The organism is Allochromatium tepidum (genome assembly GCF_018409545.1).
Taxonomy (GTDB): domain Bacteria; phylum Pseudomonadota; class Gammaproteobacteria; order Chromatiales; family Chromatiaceae; genus Thermochromatium; species Thermochromatium tepidum_A.
The window spans coordinates 796,978-815,784 of record NZ_AP024563.1 but is presented as its reverse complement, the minus strand read 5'-3'; the positions used below and the strand labels follow the sequence as shown (position 1 = coordinate 815,784).

General features: G+C 66.0%; 16 protein-coding genes. 10 read left to right on the top strand and 6 right to left on the bottom strand.

The features are described 5' to 3' along the window. Nucleotides 1-14: 14 nt before the first annotated feature. Entirely contained in the window at nucleotides 15-2,789 is a 2,775-nt protein-coding gene (locus Atep_RS03830) for a molybdopterin-dependent oxidoreductase (protein WP_213380351.1), read from the bottom strand. A 325-nt stretch (nucleotides 2,790-3,114) separates the two neighbouring features. Between Atep_RS03830 and Atep_RS03825 the strand changes: the two genes are divergently transcribed. Next, nucleotides 3,115-3,333 (top strand): hypothetical protein, encoded by a 219-nt coding sequence (locus tag Atep_RS03825; protein WP_213380350.1) that lies wholly within the window; start codon nucleotides 3,115-3,117, stop codon nucleotides 3,331-3,333. Nucleotides 3,334-3,339: 6 nt separating this feature from the next. Here Atep_RS03825 and Atep_RS03820 read toward each other — a convergent pair whose 3' ends face one another. Next, nucleotides 3,340-4,020, bottom strand: coding sequence for a lytic transglycosylase domain-containing protein (locus Atep_RS03820; RefSeq protein ID WP_236786448.1), 681 nt, complete (start codon nucleotides 4,018-4,020; stop codon nucleotides 3,340-3,342). A 348-nt stretch (nucleotides 4,021-4,368) separates the two neighbouring features. On the opposite strand from Atep_RS03820, the gene mepK reads away from it, so the two are divergent. After that, nucleotides 4,369-4,911 (top strand): peptidoglycan L,D-endopeptidase MepK, encoded by a 543-nt coding sequence (mepK, locus tag Atep_RS03815; protein ID WP_213380348.1) that lies wholly within the window; start codon nucleotides 4,369-4,371, stop codon nucleotides 4,909-4,911. A 123-nt stretch (nucleotides 4,912-5,034) separates the two neighbouring features. On the opposite strand, the gene Atep_RS03810 is transcribed toward mepK, so the two are convergent. Then, nucleotides 5,035-6,861 (bottom strand): RNB domain-containing ribonuclease, encoded by a 1,827-nt coding sequence (locus Atep_RS03810; RefSeq protein WP_213380347.1) that lies wholly within the window; start codon nucleotides 6,859-6,861, stop codon nucleotides 5,035-5,037. A 49-nt stretch (nucleotides 6,862-6,910) separates the two neighbouring features. Between Atep_RS03810 and ygfZ the strand changes: the two genes are divergently transcribed. After that, entirely contained in the window at nucleotides 6,911-7,963 is a 1,053-nt protein-coding gene (ygfZ, locus tag Atep_RS03805; protein WP_336511377.1) for a CAF17-like 4Fe-4S cluster assembly/insertion protein YgfZ, read from the top strand. Here ygfZ and lysS read toward each other — a convergent pair. From lysS to Atep_RS03790, 3 genes are all read right to left on the bottom strand, one after another. Next, complete coding sequence (lysS, locus tag Atep_RS03800) at nucleotides 7,960-9,477, bottom strand: lysine--tRNA ligase (protein WP_213380346.1); 1,518 nt, start codon at nucleotides 9,475-9,477, stop codon at nucleotides 7,960-7,962. The genes ygfZ and lysS overlap by 4 nt on opposite strands. A gap of 88 nt (nucleotides 9,478-9,565) precedes the next feature. After that, a protein-coding gene (gene prfB / locus Atep_RS03795; RefSeq protein ID WP_213380345.1) for a peptide chain release factor 2 occupies nucleotides 9,566-10,664 on the bottom strand; the annotation gives its coding sequence in 2 pieces (ribosomal slippage) (nucleotides 9,566-10,588 and nucleotides 10,590-10,664; 1,098 coding nt in all). A 43-nt stretch (nucleotides 10,665-10,707) separates the two neighbouring features. Continuing rightward, entirely contained in the window at nucleotides 10,708-11,724 is a 1,017-nt protein-coding gene (locus Atep_RS03790) for an acetyltransferase (RefSeq protein ID WP_236786446.1), read from the bottom strand. 284 nt (nucleotides 11,725-12,008) lie between these two features. Here Atep_RS03790 and ndk point away from each other — a divergent pair, with 284 nt between their 5' ends. From ndk to bamB, 7 genes are all read left to right on the top strand, one after another. Continuing rightward, nucleotides 12,009-12,437, top strand: coding sequence for a nucleoside-diphosphate kinase (gene ndk / locus Atep_RS03785; RefSeq protein WP_213380344.1), 429 nt, complete (start codon nucleotides 12,009-12,011; stop codon nucleotides 12,435-12,437). A 21-nt stretch (nucleotides 12,438-12,458) separates the two neighbouring features. Continuing rightward, nucleotides 12,459-13,556: a dual-specificity RNA methyltransferase RlmN gene (rlmN, locus tag Atep_RS03780; protein ID WP_213380343.1), complete on the top strand. Its 1,098-nt coding sequence runs from the start codon at nucleotides 12,459-12,461 to the stop codon at nucleotides 13,554-13,556. Further along, complete coding sequence (gene pilW / locus Atep_RS03775) at nucleotides 13,553-14,338, top strand: type IV pilus biogenesis/stability protein PilW (RefSeq protein WP_213380342.1); 786 nt, start codon at nucleotides 13,553-13,555, stop codon at nucleotides 14,336-14,338. Before rlmN ends, pilW begins: the two co-directional genes overlap by 4 nt. A 122-nt stretch (nucleotides 14,339-14,460) precedes the next feature. Further along, nucleotides 14,461-15,531: a RodZ domain-containing protein gene (locus tag Atep_RS03770; protein WP_213380341.1), complete on the top strand. Its 1,071-nt coding sequence runs from the start codon at nucleotides 14,461-14,463 to the stop codon at nucleotides 15,529-15,531. Nucleotides 15,532-15,574: 43 nt separating this feature from the next. Next, nucleotides 15,575-16,837: a histidine--tRNA ligase gene (gene hisS, locus Atep_RS03765; protein ID WP_213380340.1), complete on the top strand. Its 1,263-nt coding sequence runs from the start codon at nucleotides 15,575-15,577 to the stop codon at nucleotides 16,835-16,837. 24 nt (nucleotides 16,838-16,861) lie between these two features. After that, nucleotides 16,862-17,488 carry a YfgM family protein gene (locus Atep_RS03760; RefSeq protein WP_213380339.1) on the top strand — a complete coding sequence of 209 codons (627 nt, stop codon included), beginning with the start codon at nucleotides 16,862-16,864 and terminating at the stop codon, nucleotides 17,486-17,488. A 17-nt stretch (nucleotides 17,489-17,505) separates the two neighbouring features. Beyond that, nucleotides 17,506-18,807: an outer membrane protein assembly factor BamB gene (gene bamB, locus Atep_RS03755; protein ID WP_213380338.1), complete on the top strand. Its 1,302-nt coding sequence runs from the start codon at nucleotides 17,506-17,508 to the stop codon at nucleotides 18,805-18,807.

Here is an 18,807-nt window from a genome sequence, read left to right as displayed (position 1 = left end):
CAGAATCCTCTCCTTCAGGCCCGGTTGACGCGGACGGTGAATTCCTGCGAGCGGAAGCCCGCGACCACCGGCTCGACCTGATAGGGGATGAGCTTGCTGGTGGCGGTGCCGTCGCCGTGGGTGCGCGACAGGGCCGGGTTCTCGACGCCGAACGAGCTGTAGACGAAGATGACGTCCGGATGGATCAGGCGCGTCACATAGGCGTTGCCCGTGGTCTGCTGGCCGGACTGGGTGTTGGTCAACTGGATCGGATCGCCCATCGCAATCCCCAGCCGCTCGGCGCGCTCGGGATGGATCCAGACCCCCTTGTAGACGTCGCTCTTGAACTCGTTGATCGCCGAGAGCACCGGATTGTTGCTGTTGGTCGAGGCGTGCGAGACGGTCGGCGTCTTGCCGTAGGTGAAATAGAACTCGTCCTTGGCCAGGGGCGCGGCGATCTCGCGCGGCGAGCCGGAGCGCAACCGGATCGGGACATCACCCGCCAGCACATTGAAGTTCGGCGCCGTGTGGCCGCCGTCGCGCAACTGACGCATCAGGCTGGAGAAGAACTCGACCCGTCCGCTCTCGGTCGGCACCGGCATCTTCCAGGGCATGGCGTGCTCTTCGAGGATCTGCTCGCGGTCGATCTCGTGATAGACGCCCTTGGTGCGCAGCACGCGGTCGATATGATCCGGCGTCACCCCGAGCCGTTCGGCGGCCTGATTGAAGGCGACCTCGCGGCAGGCGAGCTGATAGGCGCCCTTCTTCATGGTCTGACGGTTGCGTTCGAGCGCGGCCTTGACCGGCGCGGCCTTCAGACCGGTCAGCTTCTCGACCCAGTCGTGGAAGGTGTCGGTATTGCCCGAGATGATCTCGGTCATCTTGAGCAGGATGTCGGCCGTCTCCTCGGTGTCGTAGAGCGGCGGAATCGCCGCGTAGCGCGTGGTCAACGCCAGATCATGGTTGACGCCGTTGCCGTAGAGGGTCGGCTCGTCGCGTTCCAGATAGGTGGTGTTGGGCAGGATGACGTCGGCATAGGGCGCGGTGTCCGAGGGCAGCACCTCGATCATCACCACCAGCTCGACGTTCTCGTGGCTCAGGGTCTCCTTCCAGCGCGAGTCGGGATAATAGTGACGCACCGGATTGGAGGCGTTGATCAGGAAGGCGCGCGTCGGATAGGGCTCGTCGTTGAACTTGACCCGCCCCTCGACCGACTCGCGCAGTCCGGACTCGGTCATCACCGGCAGGGCGACACTGAAGTGTCCGGCGGCCTTCTCCTGCGCGTTCCAGGCCCAGGTCCAGCCGGGATGCCCGTGCGAGAAGTTCTCGCCCTTGGACAGTGCGCCGATGACCATCTTGGCGAAGGCCATGCCGGCGAGCGTGGCCAGCGGCGAGCCCATCTCATAACCATGCTCCATGGCCTCGTACATGCGCGCGGCCTTGTGATGGACCTCGGCCGAGTTCATCCAGCCGCCGACGCGGTCGAGACCGCCGGTGAGCGCCTGGATCATGGCCTGGACGCGGCGCGTCATCATGATGTTGCCGTAGCGCGCGCCATGCCAGCCCGGATCGATGATCGCCGGGCGCGTAGTACCGAACTCATGGGCGATGCGCTCGATGACCTCGGCGTCGATGCCGGTGATGTCGGCGGCCCATTTGGCGGTGTAGGGTTCGAGCTCCCGGAGCTGGGCCTCGAACACCGTCATCACCGCCCGTCCGTCCAGGCTGTAGTCCTTGGGCGTCCTGAGCGCCGGGGTGAAGGCGTTGCCGTCGACATCGACCGTATTGTCGTTGCCGAAGGCGGCGACCGTGCGCACCTCGTCGCTCCCCTCGACCCGCACGCGGGGTCGGTCCTGCTCGTCGGTCAGCAACCGCAGCTCGCCGGCCTCGTCGCGATAGGCGAGGAAGGGCATGTTGCTGTGCTTGCGCAGGAAGGCGGCATCGTACAGCCCCTCGTCCATCAGGATGCGCATCATGGCCAGCAGGAAGGGCAGATCGGTGCCGGGCCGGATCCGGATCCATTCGTCGGCCTTGGCCGCCGTCTCCGAACGGCGCGGGTCGAGCGAGACGATCTTCGCGCCCTTCTTGCGCCCCTGGGCGAAGCGCACCATGCGGCAGGTCGAGACCGCGCCGATGGAGGCATTGTTGCCCATGAAGAGGATGTACTTGGCGTTGTCGAAGTCCGGCAGCATCTCGTCGTGGATGTTGAAGTTGCCGGTGACGAGATCCGTGCCCAAGTGCCCCGTGGTGACGCAGTGCTGCATCGGCGAGGCGACGATGTTGGGCACCTCGTTGGCCATGGCGAAGGGCACGGCCCAGTTCATGTAGAACACGCACGAGGTCCAGCCGCCGACCATGGTCCATTCCCAGGGCCGGATCGCGGCGTTTTTGCTCTTCTCGGCGATATAGGCGTAGGCTTCCTCCCAGCTCGCGGCACGGAAGGCATATTCGCCGCGCTTGGAGCCCTTGACGCGGATCAGCGGCGTCTTGAGGCGGTCGGTGTCGTAGGTCTGGCGCAGTCCGGACTGGCCGCGCGCGCAGATCTTGCCGCGATTGAGGGTCGAATGCGGATTGCCGTCGAGCTTGACGACGCGCTTCTCACCGTTGCGGGTGTGGGTCGTGACCTTGAGGTTGCACAGCGAGGAGCAGAAATTGCAGATGCTGTAGGAGACCTCTTCGATGGTCTCGTCCCTGGCGGCGGCGGTCTTGACGAACTGGGCAGCGGGCGACAGGAGTGTCAGCCCGGCCGCGCCATAGCCTGTGGTTTTCAGGAAGGCACGGCGGGAGAGGCGTGGAATGCTCCAAGCCATGAGGATGTCCTCCGAGGTGGTCGATAGGATCCCGGGTCTTGGCCGCGGGATTCGGGTGTCTTGCGCGTTTCAACCGGCAAGCGAGGGCCGGCAGGCAACATTACGGCAAGCGCCCGTCATGGGTCCATCGGAAGATTCGGATTGCTTGATATGGGTCAATTGCGGGGCGCTGGAGGAGAACCTGTGGTATGGGCACAGTGCACGCCTTCTGGCGCCAGGACACCGTCTGCGCTACCTTGAAAAACCGTCCAGCCGCAGGATATAGGCCACTCGTGCCTGCATCTCCAAGCAATACACGCCTAACCCGAACCAGGAAACAAGAGACATGCCGTACTTCGTCTACAAGATCTCCCCGCCCCGCCAACTGGAGCATCTCGAAACGGTCGATCAGTATCAGCGCGCACGCGAACTGGTGCGCGAACGGCGCCAGAACGAGCCGCGTGAGACGGGCGTGGAGTATCGGTTGATCTTCGCGCGCCAGCAGGGCGAGGCCGAACGCCTGCTCTCGACCCCGCGTGACACGCGCGTGATCGGCGAGGACTGAGCCGGCCTAACGGGCCGACTGGGCCGACATGATGAAGCTGTTCGGGCGCTCGGCGGCATAGAAACGCAGCACCTTGCGCACATAGTCCTGGGTCTCGGCATAGGGCGGAATCTGGCGGCCATACTTGATCACGGCCCCTTCGCCCGCGTTGTAGCCGGCGAGCGCGAGCTTGACGTCCTGATCGAACATGTCGAGCAGATCGCGCAGATAGGCCGAACCGCCGCGGATGTTCTCGGCCGGATCGAAGCTGTCGCGGACGCCGTAGCGCGCGGCCGTGTCCGGCATGAGCTGCATCAGCCCCTGGGCGCCGGCCCGCGAGACGGCTGTGGGATCGTAGGCCGACTCGGCGCGGATGACGGCATGGAGCAGACTCGGTGAGAGTCCGTAGCGGCGCGCGTTGGCCAGGACGAGATGATGATAGAGTTCGCGCCGCTGCGACTGCGACTGACTGAGACTGGGAGCCGGTTTGGGCCGGCTGGTGATGACGCGCCCGCGCGCCGCGATGCTCGACTCCACCTGCGGCTCGACCTCGCGCGCGACCCGGCGCGACTCGCGATGCCATTCGAGCTTGTAACGGCTGCCCTGCAGCGGCGTATCGGTGAAGTAGACATTGCCCGCTGCGTCGACGTATTTGTAGATATCGGCCCGTACCGTTCCCCAGGATGCAAGCGCAACGGCACCGATCATCACGGCCGTCCTCAGCGTTCCATACATCCCTCGCCCCCCTTAGAGATTCGACGATCACGGGATAGCATAGTCCATTCGCGCCCTGAAAGCAGCCTGAATCTCGCAGACAGCCGGCGCCATGACGAGCGCCAAACACCTGATTCCAAAGTCACTCGAAGCCCAATCATATCTTGCTCGGGATGCATGGCGGTTTGCTTTGAATCTCGATAGTTATGATTGGTTTTTAGTGTGGAGTATAAAAATCGCGCTGAAATTGAGATCGAACAAATTTTCATTTGCCATGGCTGGCGAGCACACTATAATCGAGCCTCCAAATCGACTAACGTCACTAAATGTACCGGGGGGAACATGAATCGACGTTACTTCCTAGGGATGGCCCTGTCCGCGGCGGCCGCTCCCGTTGCCGCCTCGCCCTTCTTCTCGCGCCGCACGACCGAACGTCCGCGTGTCCTGTCTTTCCGCCACCTGCATACCGATGAATGGGTCGATGTCACCTATCGCATCGGCGACACCTACCAGCGCCCCGCGCTGCAACGGCTGAACCATTTCTTCCGTGACTTCCGCACCGGCGACGTCACGAACATGGATCCGCAACTGTTCGACATCCTCTACGACCTGAAGCTCAGGCTCGGCGACACCGACGCCCGCTTCGACGTCATCAGCGCCTACCGCTCGCCGGCAACCAACGCGCGACTCAGAAGGGCTTCCAGCGGTGTAGCCGAGCGCAGCCTGCATCTGCACGGTCAGGCGATCGACGTGCGCTTGCCCGATCTCTCGACCCGTCATCTGCGCGATGCCGCCGTGTCGCTCGGGCGTGGCGGCGTGGGTTACTACCGGCGCTCCGATTTCGTCCATCTCGACACGGGCGCGGTCCGCTCCTGGGGCGCCTGATCGCTCCGAGCGAAACCCAAAGCGCGAAGGCGGTCGGCTCGAATCCCTCGACATCGACATTTCCGGCACACGTCAGGCGCCGAATCCCTTCGCGCACCCCGCCTCCACGACGCTCGCCCCCGCTCAACCCAGCGTGCGGAAACTCGCACTGAGATCCGGTAGATCGACCTCGTTGACGGCGATCCGGAGCGGCTGATTGAGCGTCACGGCATCACGGACCCGAATGCGCGCTTCCAGCGCCAGTTCCGGCACCAGGATCACGGCCCGGCGTTCTTCGAGCGCCACCACCACGCCCTGCCCCTTCCAGCCCGGATTCTCCTTGAGATAGACCAGCTTCCAGTGCTGGTTCGAGAGTCGTTCGCCGCGTCGCACCGCGATCGACGACTGCTCGGCCTCACCGATGCGTTCCAGCACGCTCGCGCGATCGAGCGGCGGAGCGCCGTCGAGCCAGGCACGGATCTGCTGATGGACCAGCAGATCGGAATAGCGCCGCAGCGGACTGGTGGCGCGGGTGTAGCGCTCCAGGCCCAGGCCGGCGTGCCGGTCCGGCTCCAGTACTAGGCGCGTCGGCTTGAAACCGCGCCGACGAGCATACATGCCGGCCAGATCCGTGCTCTCCTCGGCCGAGTCGGGCGGCGGCTGGACGGCGAAGGGGATCGGGATCTCGTGCTCCAGACAGAAGCGCGCGGCGGCTTCGCCGGCCATCAGCATGGCATCCGTCACCAGCTCGCGGCTCATGAGCCGCGGCAGCGGGCGGATGTTGACCCGACCATCCTCGACCCGCACGCTGACCTCGGGCAGGGCCAGACGGCTGGCGCCCTGGGCGAATCGCCGGGCACGGAAGCGGTCGGTGAAGGCGCGCAGGGCGGCGAAGGGTTCCTCGTTCAGCCGGTGCTCGACGGCCTCATAGCTCAGGCGGGTGACGCGCACCCAGGTACGATGGATCTCGATGTCGCGGATCTCACCGTCCGTGTCGCAGCGCAGGGCGAAGGAGAGCGCGGGAGAGACCTCCTGCAAGCCCAGACCCAACCGCTCGGTCACGAGCCCGGGAAGCATGTTGACCACGCCCTCGGGCAGATAGAGATTCGAGCCGCGTGCGCGTGCCTCGCGTTCCAGCTCGCTGTCGGGATGCACCAGGGCACCGACGTCGGCGACATGGACCCAGAGGCGATCGCCGTCCAGGCTCAGGGCATCGTCGGGATCCCGGTTGCCCTCGTCGTCGATGGCATAGGCCGGCAGATGGGTGAGGTCGAGCCGGGTCTCCTCGTCGAGATCCGGGACCGGCAGTTCGACGTCGGCGATGGGAGCGCCGCAGCGGCGCGGATGCGGATTGTGCCGCTCGGGCCAGTGTCCGACCCGGATCAGGGCGCGATGGGCGCTCTCCGGGGTCTGCGGATGGCCGAGCGCCTCCAGGATGCGGCTGTGCTCGGACTGACCGAGCGCCAGACGCTCGACCTCGCTGAGCCTGGGGGCGTCCTCGGGTGCCGGGCGCGCGGCGGCCATACGCTCCAGGAAGGCACGCCAGTCGCGCTCGGCGGCTTCCTTGGCGGCGCGTTCGGCCTGCTCGCGCTCGACCACGTCGCGCGGTCGAACCTGGATCGACTCGGGCGTGCCGACGAAGGCCAGCCCCTCGGCAACGCACTGCCAAGCGGCCCAGACCGTCGCCGGCGTGTAATCACTAAAGGCCAGTTCGGCCAGCTCGCGCAGGGTGGTCTCGCCGCCTTCCAGTAGCTCCCAGGCCGCGTTCATCTCGCCGTCGAGCGGCACCAGTTCGGACAACCGGCGCAGCGGCCCCGGATGCAGCAGTTCGATGTCCTTGGGCCGGACGCGCTTGGTCTGACCGCCCTCCAGCTCGATCTCAATCTTCTCGCCGAGCGCGGCCACGCGCGCCGGTTTGGTCTTGTAGAGCACCAGACTATCGAGGGGCGGTGTCACTTGATGTGTCGGCAAAGCGCTGTTATCTCCGGTGGAACCGCATGTCATACTGGACGCGGCTTAGATGTCTATTTTCGAGGTCCATATCATGATGAATCAATGGCGAGACTTCCTGACCGCCGGTACGGCGTCCGTCGACGCCCTGGGGCGCGTCCAGTTCCCGGAACCGGCGACGCCCGCAGACTGCCGGCTGTTCGATCTCTCGCATCTCGGGCTGATCGCGGCGCGCGGTGCGGACGCAGCGAGCTTTCTGCAGGGACAGCTCACGAACGACATTCGCGAGCTGTCGGCCGGTCATACCCAGCTCAGCGCGCATTGCAGCCAGAAGGGGCGTATTTTGACGCTGTTTCGCGTCCTGCGTCTGGGCGAGACCATCTATCTCCAGACTCCAGGCGAGCGGGTGGCCGAGAGCATCCAGCGCCTGAGCCGCTTCATCCTGCGCGCCAAGGTCACGTTGAGCGATGCCGGTGACGAGCTGGTCCGCATCGGGCTGGCGGGCGAGACGGCGGCGGAGCTACTCGCGGCTCAGGGACTGCCGGCTCCGGCGCCGGCCAATGGACTGGCCCAGTCCGACGAGATCGCCGTGATCCGGATTCCCGGCCCTACACCACGCTTCGAACTGCTCGGTCCATTCGAGCCGCTGCGCACACTCTGGGAGGCGCTCGCGCCCCAGGCCGCGCCCGCCAACGCTGCCGACTGGACCCGGCTCGACATCCAGGCCGGTCTGCCGAACGTCTATGACCGGACGGTCGAGACCTTCGTGCCCCAGATGCTCAATCTGCAACTCATCGACGGCGTGAGCTTCAACAAGGGCTGCTATACCGGACAGGAGGTCGTCGCACGCATGCAGTTCCTCGGCAAGCTCAAGCGGCGCATGTATCTGGCCGAAGTCGAGCGCGACGTTCCGCCCGAACCGGGCGATGAACTCTCTGCCGCCTCCAGCGCCTCACAACAGACGGAAGGCTGGGTGGTCGATGCCTGCCCGATCGGCGACCGGCGCCACGCCCTGCTGGTCGTCACCGAGATCGCCGCCGTCGACAGCGGTTGCGACATCCGGCTCGGGGTCGATGGGCCGGTGCTCAGCTTGCGCGAGCCGCCCTATGGGTTTCCGGCCTAGACCGACTCCGGGCGCATGTGCGGGAACAGCAGCACGTCGCGGATCGAGGGCGAGTCGGTGAAGAGCATCACCAGTCGGTCGATGCCGATGCCCTCGCCCGCCGTCGGCGGCAGACCGTGCTCCAGGGCGCGGACATAGTCGGCGTCATAGTACATGGCCTCCTGGTCGCCGGCCTCCTTTTCGGCCACCTGGGCACGAAAGCGCTCGGCTTGGTCCTCGGCGTCGTTCAGTTCCGAAAAGCCGTTGGCGATCTCGCGCCCGCCGACGAACAGCTCGAAGCGGTCGGTGACGCTCGGGTCTTCGTCATTGCGCCGCGCCAGCGGTGAGACCTCGGTCGGATAGCGGGTGATGAAGGTCGGATCCATCAGCCGGCACTCGACCGTCTGCTCGAAGAGTTCGACTTGCAGCTTGCCCAGACCCCAGGTCGGCTTCGGCACGACGCCATGACGCTCGACCACCGCACGCAGGCGATCCAAGTCGTCGACGTCCGCCGCCGTCAGATCGGGATTGAACCGGAGGATCGCGTCACGCACGCTCAGCCGCGCAAAGGGCCGACCGAAATCATAGGTCGCGCCCTGATACTGGATCTGGGTGGTGCCCAGAACCTCGGTCGCCATCCGGCGAAGCATGTCCTCGGTCAGATCCATCAGATCGTGATAGTCGGCATAGGCCTCGTAGAACTCCAGCATGGTGAACTCGGGGTTGTGCCGGGTCGAGAGGCCTTCGTTGCGGAAATTGCGATTGATCTCGTAGACCTTCTCGAAGCCGCCGACCACCAGCCGCTTGAGGAACAATTCAGGCGCGATGCGCAGGAAGAGCTGCATGTCGAGCGCGTTGTGATGGGTGATGAAGGGTCGCGCCACCGCGCCGCCCGGAATCACCTGCATCATCGGCGTCTCGACTTCCAGATAGCCGCGACCGTTGAGATAGTCGCGGATGAACTGCACGATCGCGGTACGCACGCGGAAGGTGTCGCGCGTACCCGTGTTCATGATCAGATCCAGATAGCGCTGGCGATAGCGGCTCTCCATGTCGGTCAGGCCGTGGAACTTCTCGGGCAGCGGACGCAGGGCCTTGGTCAGCAGACGCAGCGAATCGCAGCGCACCGACAGCTCGCCGGTCTTGGTCTTGAACACCTGACCCTCGACGCCGATGATGTCGCCGAGATCCAGTTCGCGCTTGAAGTGGTCGTAGGTCTCCTCGCCGACCTGATCGCGCTGGACGAAGACCTGCATCCGCGCCGACATATCCTGGATGTGCGCAAAGCTCGCTTTGCCCATGACGCGCCTGGTCATCAGTCGGCCGGCCAGCTTGACTCGCACCGCGCGCGCTTCCAGCTCCTCGGCCTCCAGCGCCTCATACTGAGCCAGCAGGTCGCCCGCCAGCGCATCGCGCCGGAAATCGTTCGGGAACGCGTTGCCGCGCTCACGCAGACGTGCCAGCTTCTCGCGCCGCTGGGCGATCAGTTTGTTCTCGTTGAGTGCCTCGGTGGCGGTTGATGGCGCGTCGCTCATCGGATTGGGAGTCTCCAGGTGATCCGGCGATCAGCCGGCGGCCTGGGTCGGCGGCCGGCTGATCGCACTGGCTGAAACGGACAGCGGTTCAAAGCCCGCTCTTGAGGCTGGCCTCGATGAAGGGGTCGAGATTGCCGTCGAGCACGCCCTGGGTGTTGGTGATCTCCACCCCGGTGCGCAGATCCTTGATGCGCGACTGGTCGAGCACATAGGACCGGATCTGGCTGCCCCAGCCGATGTCGGACTTGGTCTCTTCCAGCGCCTGCCGGCTGGCGCGGCGCTTCTGCATCTCAAGCTCGTAGAGCTTGGACTTGAGCTGCTTCATCGCCTGATCCTTGTTCTTGTGCTGCGAACGGTCGTTCTGACACTGGACCACGATGCCGGTCGGGTTGTGCGTGATACGCACCGCCGACTCGGTCCGGTTGACGTGCTGACCGCCGGCGCCGCTGGCGCGATAGACGTCGATGCGCAGGTCGGCCGGGTTGATCTCGATCTCGACCGAGTCGTCGACCTCGGGCGAGACGAACACCGACGAGAAGGACGTATGACGCCGGTTGCCCGAATCGAAGGGCGACTTGCGCACCAGACGGTGCACGCCGATCTCGGTGCGCAGCCAGCCGAAGGCGTAATCACCCTCGAACTTGACGGTGGCCGACTTGATGCCCGCCACTTCGCCCGCCGAGACCTCCAACAACTCGGTCTTGAAGCCGCGCCGCTCGCCCCAGCGCAGATACATGCGCAGCAGCATCTCGGCCCAGTCCTGCGCCTCGGTGCCGCCCGAGCCGGCCTGGATGTCGACGAAGGCGTTGCAGGCGTCCATCTCGCCGGAGAACATGCGCCGGAACTCCAGCTCCGACACACGCGCCTCGTGGCTCTTGAGATCGGCGACCAGCGATTCGAGCGTCGCTTCGTCGGATTCCTCGGCGGCGAGCGCGAGCAGATCGTCGGCGTCGGCGAGCGCGCCGGTCAGCTCGTCGATTGTGAGCACCACGGCTTCCAGCGCGGCGCGCTCGCGCCCCAGCGCCTGGGCGCGGCTCGGATCGTTCCAGATGGTCGGATCCTCCAGTTCGCGCAGAACCTCGGTCAGCCGATCCTTGCGTTCGGCATAGTCAAAGATACCCCCTGAGGGACTCGACACGTCCCTTCAGGTCGGCGATTTGATGGGCGATCGGATTGATGTCGAGCATGAGCAGTCCCGGCCGGATAAAAGTCTGAAATCATACCCCGTCGTCATACGGGCTTTCCAGTGATGGCGAAGCGTGAATGCCAACGCCCGCTGACGACGGGCGTTCGGACGAAGGCCGCGCGGAACGCCTCCACGAAGGCGTCGTAATCGGTCTCGGGCAGATGGTTGATGCCGGCCGCGCCCGTGCGCCCGCCCCCGGTCGGGAAGCGGCGGCAGATCTGGTCGGCGCCCTGAGGATGGGCCACCGGAGCGCGGACACTGACCAGAAAGCCGCCCGTGCTCAGGCGCGTGAGGATGGCGTGCGCCTTTTCGGGCGCCGCCTGAGCCAGTTCATTGGCATAGACCCCGCTCGCGCGCCGCGCCCAGGGCTCGGCCGGCAGGATGACGAGACGATGCCGGGCGTCCTCGTACTCGGGCGTCAGGGCACGAGCGCGCGCCATGTCGTCGGCATAGCCGTCGCGCAGGTGCGCGAAGGCCTCCTCTTCGTTGATGAAGTCGAACGGATCGGCGTAGGGCTGGAGACGCCGATAGAGCGCATCCGGTGCAAAGTGCAGATCCTCGATACTGGGGCCGTAACCATTGTAATTGAGACAGATCCCCAGCTCGCGCAGGCGCTCGACCTCGGGCGCGTCCAGACCCAGCGACTCGGCCGCCTGCCGTGCCGAGCGCTCGAGATTGTCGCCGAAGGCGCCGACCACGGCCCAGGCCCGCGCCCGCCCGTCGAGATAGGCATCGACCAGCAGACTGGTGCAGACCTCGGGCCGCATGTCCAGATGCGCACTCAACCCCGGATGCGCCGGGATCTCACCGGGAAAATGATGATCGAAATAGGCTACACGGACGCCGGCCTCCAGCAGAGAACGTAGGGCCGCGCCATTCTTCTCCATCGAGATGTCGAGCACAGTCACAGACTCGGCCTGATCCACGGGAACACGCCCGAGCAGATCGATCTCGCGCTTGGGCCCGGTCACGAGCCGGGTGTCGAGCGGCTCGATCAGCCGCAATTGATGCAGGGCGCACAACCCGTCGGCATCGCCATTGAAAACGTCGTATCGGCTCATTCAAATCTCTATCGAATCGTGTAGAAACGTCCCGCCATCGTCAGGCGACGCGCGCGAACCAGAGCGACTCTACAACACTCGGGCCGCGATCCAAACCATTGCGCCATTGCCCGACCACGCCGCTACCATTAGACTTAGGGATCGACCTGACACAGACGTCGCTGGAATCCGTCGGACAGTCCGCGTTCGGACCGGACCAGCCGCCTCCCGACAGCGTTCCAATCCGCGTCGCATTCCGACTCTAAACTCCCATTATCAAACGCCCCATTTCGTTAGGAGCCCGCATGGCTATTGAGCGCACCCTTTCCATCATCAAGCCGAACGCCGTCGCCAAGGACGCCATCGGCGCCATCCTCGGCCGCTTCGAGGCCGCCGGACTCAAGATCGTCGCCGCGCGCATGCTGCACATGAGCCGCGAGCAGGCCAGCGCCTTCTATGCCATCCATCAGGGCAAGCCCTTCTTCGACGAACTGGTCGACTTCATGATCTCCGGTCCGGTGATGGTCCAGGTGCTGGAGGGCGAGGACGCTGTGGCCAAGAACCGCGAGATCATGGGCGCCACCAACCCGGCCCAGGCCGCGCCCGGCACCATCCGCGCCGACTTCGCCGACTCCTTCACCGAGAACGCCGTGCACGGTTCGGATTCGCCCGAGAACGCGGCCGTCGAGATCGCCTTCTTCTTCCCCGAGGGCGTCTGCCCCCGCACCCGCTGATCGAAGACGATCAGGATCGCCATGAGCGCCACCCAATCCAGGCCCAATCCGCTCGACCTCGACCTCGCCGGTTGCGAGTCGCTGGTGACGGCGCTCGGCTTCAAGGCGTTCCATGGCCGCAATCTCTTCAAGTGGATGCACAAGCATGGCGTCGTCGACTTCGACGCCATGACCGATCTGCCCAAGAGCCTGCGCACCGTCCTGCTCAATACGGTCGAGATCCGGCTACCGCGCATCCTCCAGACCCATCCCTCCGCCGACGGCACCGTCAAGTGGGTGATGGCGCTGGACGACGGGCAGCGGGTCGAGACCGTGTTCATTCCCGAGGGCAAGCGCAGCACCATCTGCGTGTCCTCGCAGGTCGGCTGTGCGCTCGAATGCGCCTTCTGCGCCACCGCGCGCCAGGGCTTCAACCGCAACCTGAGCGTCGCCGAGATCATCGGTCAGGTCTGGCATGCCGCGCGCCGGCTCGGCGCCGCACCGACCAACGTGGTCATGATGGGCATGGGCGAGCCGCTGGCCAACTTCGAGGCGGCGGTCAAGGCCATGGACGTCATGCAGGACGATCTGGCCTACATGCTGGCCAAGCAGCGCGTGACCCTGAGCACCTCGGGCATCGTGCCCAACATCTACCGGCTGCGCGAAGTCAGCGACGTCTCGCTGGCCGTCTCGCTGCATGCGCCGAACGACGCACTGCGCGACCAACTGGTGCCGATCAACCGCAAGTATCCGCTCGCCGAGCTGATCCCGGCCTGCAAGCACTATGTCGCCGGCGACAAGCGGCGCAAGATCACCTGGGAATACGTGATGCTCGACGGCATCAACGACAGCCCGACCCACGCCAAGCAACTCATCCGGCTGCTCGAAGGGGTGCCGTCCAAGGTCAATCTGATTCCCTTCAATCCCTTCACCGGCAGCGATTTCGGCACCTCGCCGCCGGAGCGGGTCGAGACCTTCCGCGAGCGTCTGACCCGCTCGGGGATCTTCGCCATGACGCGCAAGACCCGCGGCGATGAGATCGCCGCCGCCTGCGGACAGCTGGTCGGGCGCGTCCGGGATCGCACCGGACGGCTCGGGCGCGTCCGGGTCGAGGCGGACACACGGGTGGGTCTGCGATGACGATGCACGGATTCGCTCTACGCCTGCCGCTGGTGCTCGGCCTCTGCCTGACACTGCTGGCCTGTGGCGGCAAGTCGACCCTGAAGACGGGCGACGAGGCGCTGGGGCTGACCCCGGATGACAGTCCGGCCAAGCTCTATGTCGATCTGGCCAAGGAATACCACAGGCTCGGGCAGACCGAGGTCGCCCTGCGCCGTGCTCAACAGGCCGTCAAGACCGATGACAAGTATGCACCGGCGCACGTCTGGCTGGCCTTCCTGCTCGAACAGTTGCAGCAGACCGACGAGGCGGCCAAGCACTACGAACGCGCCGTCAAAATCGCGCCCAACAATCCCGACGTCCTCAACGCCTACGGCTCCTTCCTGTGCAATCAGCGCCGTTATGCCGAGGCCGATGCCCAGTTCGTCAAGGCGGCGAAGAATCCCGTCTACGCCACGCCCTGGATCGCCCTGACCAATGCCGGCAACTGCGCCGTCGAGGCGGGCGACACGACCAAGGCCGAGACCCATTACCGTGCGGCCATTCAGTCGAACGCCGGCTTCGGCGCACCGCTGGCCAGCCTGGGAGAGCTGGCCATGAGGCGCGGCGACGCCAAGGCCGCCAAGGACTACATCGACCGTTATTTCAAACCGGAAACGGTGCGCACACCCGCCGCCTCGCGTATCGCCCTGCAGGTCGGCATCGAGGCCGAGCGCGCACTCGGAAACCGCAAGCGCGCCGCCTTCTACCAGGACGTGCTGCACAAAAGTTTCCCCAACACCCCAGCGGGTCGCTCTCCCTAGACCCGGATGGTTGCGACGAGACCGGCCCGATCATGCCAACCGCATTCGAAGCCAGTCGGATTGCGGTGCGAATTGCCCAGTCGAGCGACACCATACACTAGAAAACAACTCCTGATCACGCTATGAGCCCATCGATCAATACCATGCCGTCAGGCGATCCCAACACGCCGGAGACAAACGATACCCCAGGTCGCCGACTGCGGGCGCTGCGTGAGTCCCGCAAGCTCGATATCGAGCGGGTTGCAGCGCAACTCCATCTCCAGCGCCATGTGGTGGAATCACTCGAGGGCGACCACTATGAGCGCCTGCCCGCCCCCGTGTTCGTCGTCGGCTACCTCAAGAATTACGCCCGGTTGCTGGGAGCCGACCCGACACCCATCATCGCGGCCTATCGCGACAGGGTTCCGGTTCACGAGATCAGTTTTGGGCAGGCCGCCAATGGCGCGGTCGAGTCGACGAGCGGCTCCGGACGCTGGATTTGGGTGATCGGCATCCTGCTGATCGGCGTGGCGGCCGGAATGGGTACGCTCTGGCTGCGTGGTCAGACCGATTCCGGGTTGCCGCAGGACAGGCTCGCGCCATCGAAGACCGAGGATTCGGCGAGCGTGATCGCCGCGCCGACGAAGACGCCGGGTTCGCCCGGTGGGGCGGCGAGCAGCACGACGGCCGCCTCACCCCAATCCGAACCTGAACCGGCGATTTCCGCGCCTCCCGAGAGCATTCCGCTCAGACCCACGGAGGCTCGGGCGCTCGCCGGCACGAACACCACTCGACCCGAGCCGGCGGCACCCGCTACGGCGGCACCGGCTGAAACCCTGGTTGCCGCCAACACGCTGGCCGGTGTAACGACTACGACCGGCACTCCGGCCGAATCCAACGCCGAACAGGAGGCACAAAGCGCGGAAGAGGCAGAGGCGGAAGCCCCCGCCCCCGAGACGACATCCACCGAGGTCGTGCTCGAATTCACCGGCACTTCCTGGGTCGACGTGCGCGGCGCCAACGGCCGCGTGGTGCTCAATGGCGAGATGCGCTCGGGCGATCGGCGCGTACTCGACGGCGAGCCGCCCTATAAGTTCGTCATCGGCAACGCCGCCGCGACCCGGTTGACGATCGGCGGTCGGCCCTACGACCTCAAGCGCCGCGCCCAGGGCAATGTCGCGCGTTTCTCGCTCGACCCGAACTCCTTCGAATGATTCCGTCGGCCGGCATCGGCCGCTCCGACTCCCGCCCGCACTCATGAGCAAATACATCCAAGCCATCCGTGGGATGAACGACATCCTGCCGGAGCGCATCGCCATCTGGCACCGTATCGAGGAGGCCGCGCGCGAGGTGCTGGCCGGCTATGGCTACAGCGAGATCCGCACCCCGCTGGTCGAGGTGACGGAGCTGTTCAAACGCTCCATCGGCGAAGTGACCGATATCGTCGAGAAGGAGATGTACAGCTTCGCCGACCGTCATGGCGACAGTCTCAGTCTGCGTCCCGAGGGGACGGCGAGCTGCGTGCGCGCCGCCATCGAGCACGGCCTGCTGGTGCAGCCGCAGCGGCTCTGGTACCAGGGGCCGATGTTCCGCTACGAGCGCCCGCAGCGCGGACGCTATCGGCAGTTCCATCAGATCGGCGTGGAGGCCTTCGGGCTGGCCGGTCCCGACATCGACGTCGAGGTCATCCTGCTCACGGCGCGGTTGTGGCGGCGTCTGGGACTCGACGGCTTCCGGCTGGAGATCAACACCCTGGGTGACGGCGCCGAGCGTCGGGTCTATCGCGAGCGGCTGGTCGCCTATCTCCAGGCGCGCGCCGACCGGCTCGACGCCGACAGCCGGCGACGGCTGAGCACCAATCCGCTGCGCATCCTGGATTCCAAGCATCCCGAGACCCAGCGCCTGCTGACCGACGCACCCAGTCTCATGGACGTCCTGGGCGAGGAGACGCGCGCCCACTTCGCGCGTCTGTGCGCCGGACTCGATGCCGCCGGTATCACCTATCAGATCAATCCGCGCCTGGTGCGCGGACTGGATTATTACAATCGCACCGTCTTCGAATGGATCACCGAGGATCTCGGTGCTCAGGGGACGGTCTGCGCCGGCGGACGCTATGATGGCCTGGTCGAGCAGCTCGGCGGGCGACCGACCCCGGCGGTCGGCTTCGCCATGGGGCTGGAGCGGCTGGTCGAGATCCTGGAGCAGTCCGGATTCGCCCCCGAGCGGCGCCTCGACGCCTATCTGGTCGCCGTCGGCGAGCGCGCCGAAGCGGCCGCGCCCGCGCTGGCCGAACGACTGCGCGATGCCCTGCCCCGTCTGCGTCTACAGTCCAACTGCGGCGGCGGCAGCTTCAAGAGCCAGTTCAAGAAGGCCGACAAGAGCGGGGCGCGCTTCGCCCTGATCCTGGGCGACGAGGAACTGGAACGCGACGTCATCGGCGTGAAGGATCTGCGCGGCGAGTCCGAGCAGCGCGAGCTGCGTCATGCGGATGTGGCCTCCTTCCTCGCCGAGACGCTTTGAACCCACACATTGACGGAGACTGTCGTGAGCTACGAAACCGACGACGAAAAGGTCGAGGCGATCAAGACCTGGTGGAAAGAGAATGGTCTGTCCGTCATCGCCGGCGCGGCCATCGGTCTGGGCGCCATCTGGGGCTGGAGGTTGTGGATCGGCTACCAGGAGGGCGCGGCCGGCCAGGCGTCCATGGCCTTCGAGCAATTGATGCTCGATGCCGCCGACCGCCAGACCGAGGCCGTGACCAAGCGGGTCGAGAGTCTCAAGGACGATTTCGGCTCCACGCCCTATCCGGCGCTCGGCGCCCTGGTCGCGGCCAAGGCGCTCCATGAAGCCGGCCAGACGGACGAGGCCATGGCCATGCTCCGGAACGCGATCGACACGGCGCCCGATCCGGCCATCGCGCGCCTGGCCGCCCTGCGTCTGGCACGCCTCCAGTTCGCCGAGAACCGGCTCGATGAGGCGGCCGGGACGCTCGACAAATACGACGTCAGTCCCGCCTTCGCCGGTGAGTTCGCCGCCGTGCGTGGCGACATCGCCGCCGCGCGCGGTGATCCGGACGCGGCGCGCGCGGCCTATCAGCGTGCGATCGAGTCGGGCAGCAGTCTCTCACAACTGATCCGACTCAAGCTCGACAACCTGCCCGCCGCCGGTTAGGCGGCCCGGATACCGCCATGATTGGATTTTGCTCTGGATCTTCGCTCTTGCGGCTCAGTCTGGTTCTGGTGCCGGCCATGCTGCTGGCCGGCTGTGGCGGTATCCCCTGGTTCGGCAAGGAAAAAGACCCGACGCCGCCCTCGCCGCTGCCGCCCCTGGCGCAGGAGACGCGGTTCGACACACTCTGGTCGACGCGCCCGACGCGCGGCACCGAGGGGCGGCAGCTCTATCTGGTGCCTGCGCTCGTCGAGGGTCGGCTCTATGTCGCCGATGCGCGGGGTCGAGTGGCGGCACTCGCCGCCGACTCGGGTCGCACACTCTGGCAGCGCGAGACGGGACTGGCCTTCAGCGGCGGACCGGACGTGGCCGGTGAGCGTCTGGTGCTCGGCACCAGTCAGGGCGAACTGGTCGCGCTCTCGACCCAGGACGGGCGCGAACTCTGGCGCACCCAGCTCGGCAGCGAGGTGCTCTCGGTGCCGCGTCTGGGGGCCGATGGCCGGGTCTTCGTCCATACGCTCGACGACAGTCTCCATGGCCTGGACGCCGCAACCGGCCAGAGCCAGTGGCGCATCGACTATCCGCCGCCGGTTCTGACCCTGCGCGGCAGCAGCACCCCGGCCCTGACCGAGAACGGGATCATCGTCGGACTCTCCGGCGGCAAGCTGGTCAAGCTCGATCCCAAGGACGGTCTGCCGCTGTGGGAGGTGATCGTCACCCGTCCGAGCGGACGCTCTGAACTGGCGCGCATCGCCGATATCGATGCCGATCCGGTCGTGGTCGGCTCGACGGTCTATGTCGGGGCCTACAATGGCGACTTGGCCGCCGTGGATCGCGAGCTGGGCGAGGTGCTGTGGCGGCGCGAACTCTCGGCCCATGCCGGACTGGTCGCCGACGCCGACGGACTCTATGTGACCGATTCCGAGGATCGTGTCTGGGGCGCCGCGATGGCCGACGGGGCCGGGCGCTGGCAGCAGGATCAACTGCGCTATCGCCGGCTCACCGCGCCCGCGCTGCTCGGCGAGCGGCTGCTGGTCGGTGACTTCGAGGGCTATCTGCATCTGCTCGACAAGCGTGATGGGCGACTGGTGGGGCGGATGCGTCTGACCAAGGCCGGGATCACCGCCCGTCCGCTGGTCTCGGGCAACCGGGTCTATGTCTATGCCGACGACGGCACGCTCGCCGCACTGACGCTCGGGGCCACGACGACCCTACCCTCTGCGCCGGCCGCCAAGACGCCGCCGGCACCCCGGACCCCGGCGGCCGAGTCCTCATCCGGCACGCCGCCATCCGATCAAACCACCGCTCAAGGGAAGCGCTGA

Coding starts and splice junctions, on each gene's coding strand:
- ygfZ (WP_336511377.1), top strand. CDS start 6,911: ATGTCTATTTTCGAGGTCCATATCATGATGAATCAATGGCGAGACTTC.
- ndk (WP_213380344.1), top strand. CDS start 12,009: ATGGCTATTGAGCGCACCCTTTCCATCATCAAGCCGAACGCCGTCGCC.
- lysS (WP_213380346.1), bottom strand. CDS start 9,477: ATGAGCGACGCGCCATCAACCGCCACCGAGGCACTCAACGAGAACAAA.
- Atep_RS03820 (WP_236786448.1), bottom strand. CDS start 4,020: ATGATCGGTGCCGTTGCGCTTGCATCCTGGGGAACGGTACGGGCCGAT.
- Atep_RS03770 (WP_213380341.1), top strand. CDS start 14,461: ATGAGCCCATCGATCAATACCATGCCGTCAGGCGATCCCAACACGCCG.
- rlmN (WP_213380343.1), top strand. CDS start 12,459: ATGAGCGCCACCCAATCCAGGCCCAATCCGCTCGACCTCGACCTCGCC.
- Atep_RS03825 (WP_213380350.1), top strand. CDS start 3,115: ATGCCGTACTTCGTCTACAAGATCTCCCCGCCCCGCCAACTGGAGCAT.
- mepK (WP_213380348.1), top strand. CDS start 4,369: ATGAATCGACGTTACTTCCTAGGGATGGCCCTGTCCGCGGCGGCCGCT.
- Atep_RS03830 (WP_213380351.1), bottom strand. CDS start 2,789: ATGGCTTGGAGCATTCCACGCCTCTCCCGCCGTGCCTTCCTGAAAACC.
- Atep_RS03790 (WP_236786446.1), bottom strand. CDS start 11,724: ATGAGCCGATACGACGTTTTCAATGGCGATGCCGACGGGTTGTGCGCC.
- pilW (WP_213380342.1), top strand. CDS start 13,553: ATGACGATGCACGGATTCGCTCTACGCCTGCCGCTGGTGCTCGGCCTC.
- bamB (WP_213380338.1), top strand. CDS start 17,506: ATGATTGGATTTTGCTCTGGATCTTCGCTCTTGCGGCTCAGTCTGGTT.
- hisS (WP_213380340.1), top strand. CDS start 15,575: ATGAGCAAATACATCCAAGCCATCCGTGGGATGAACGACATCCTGCCG.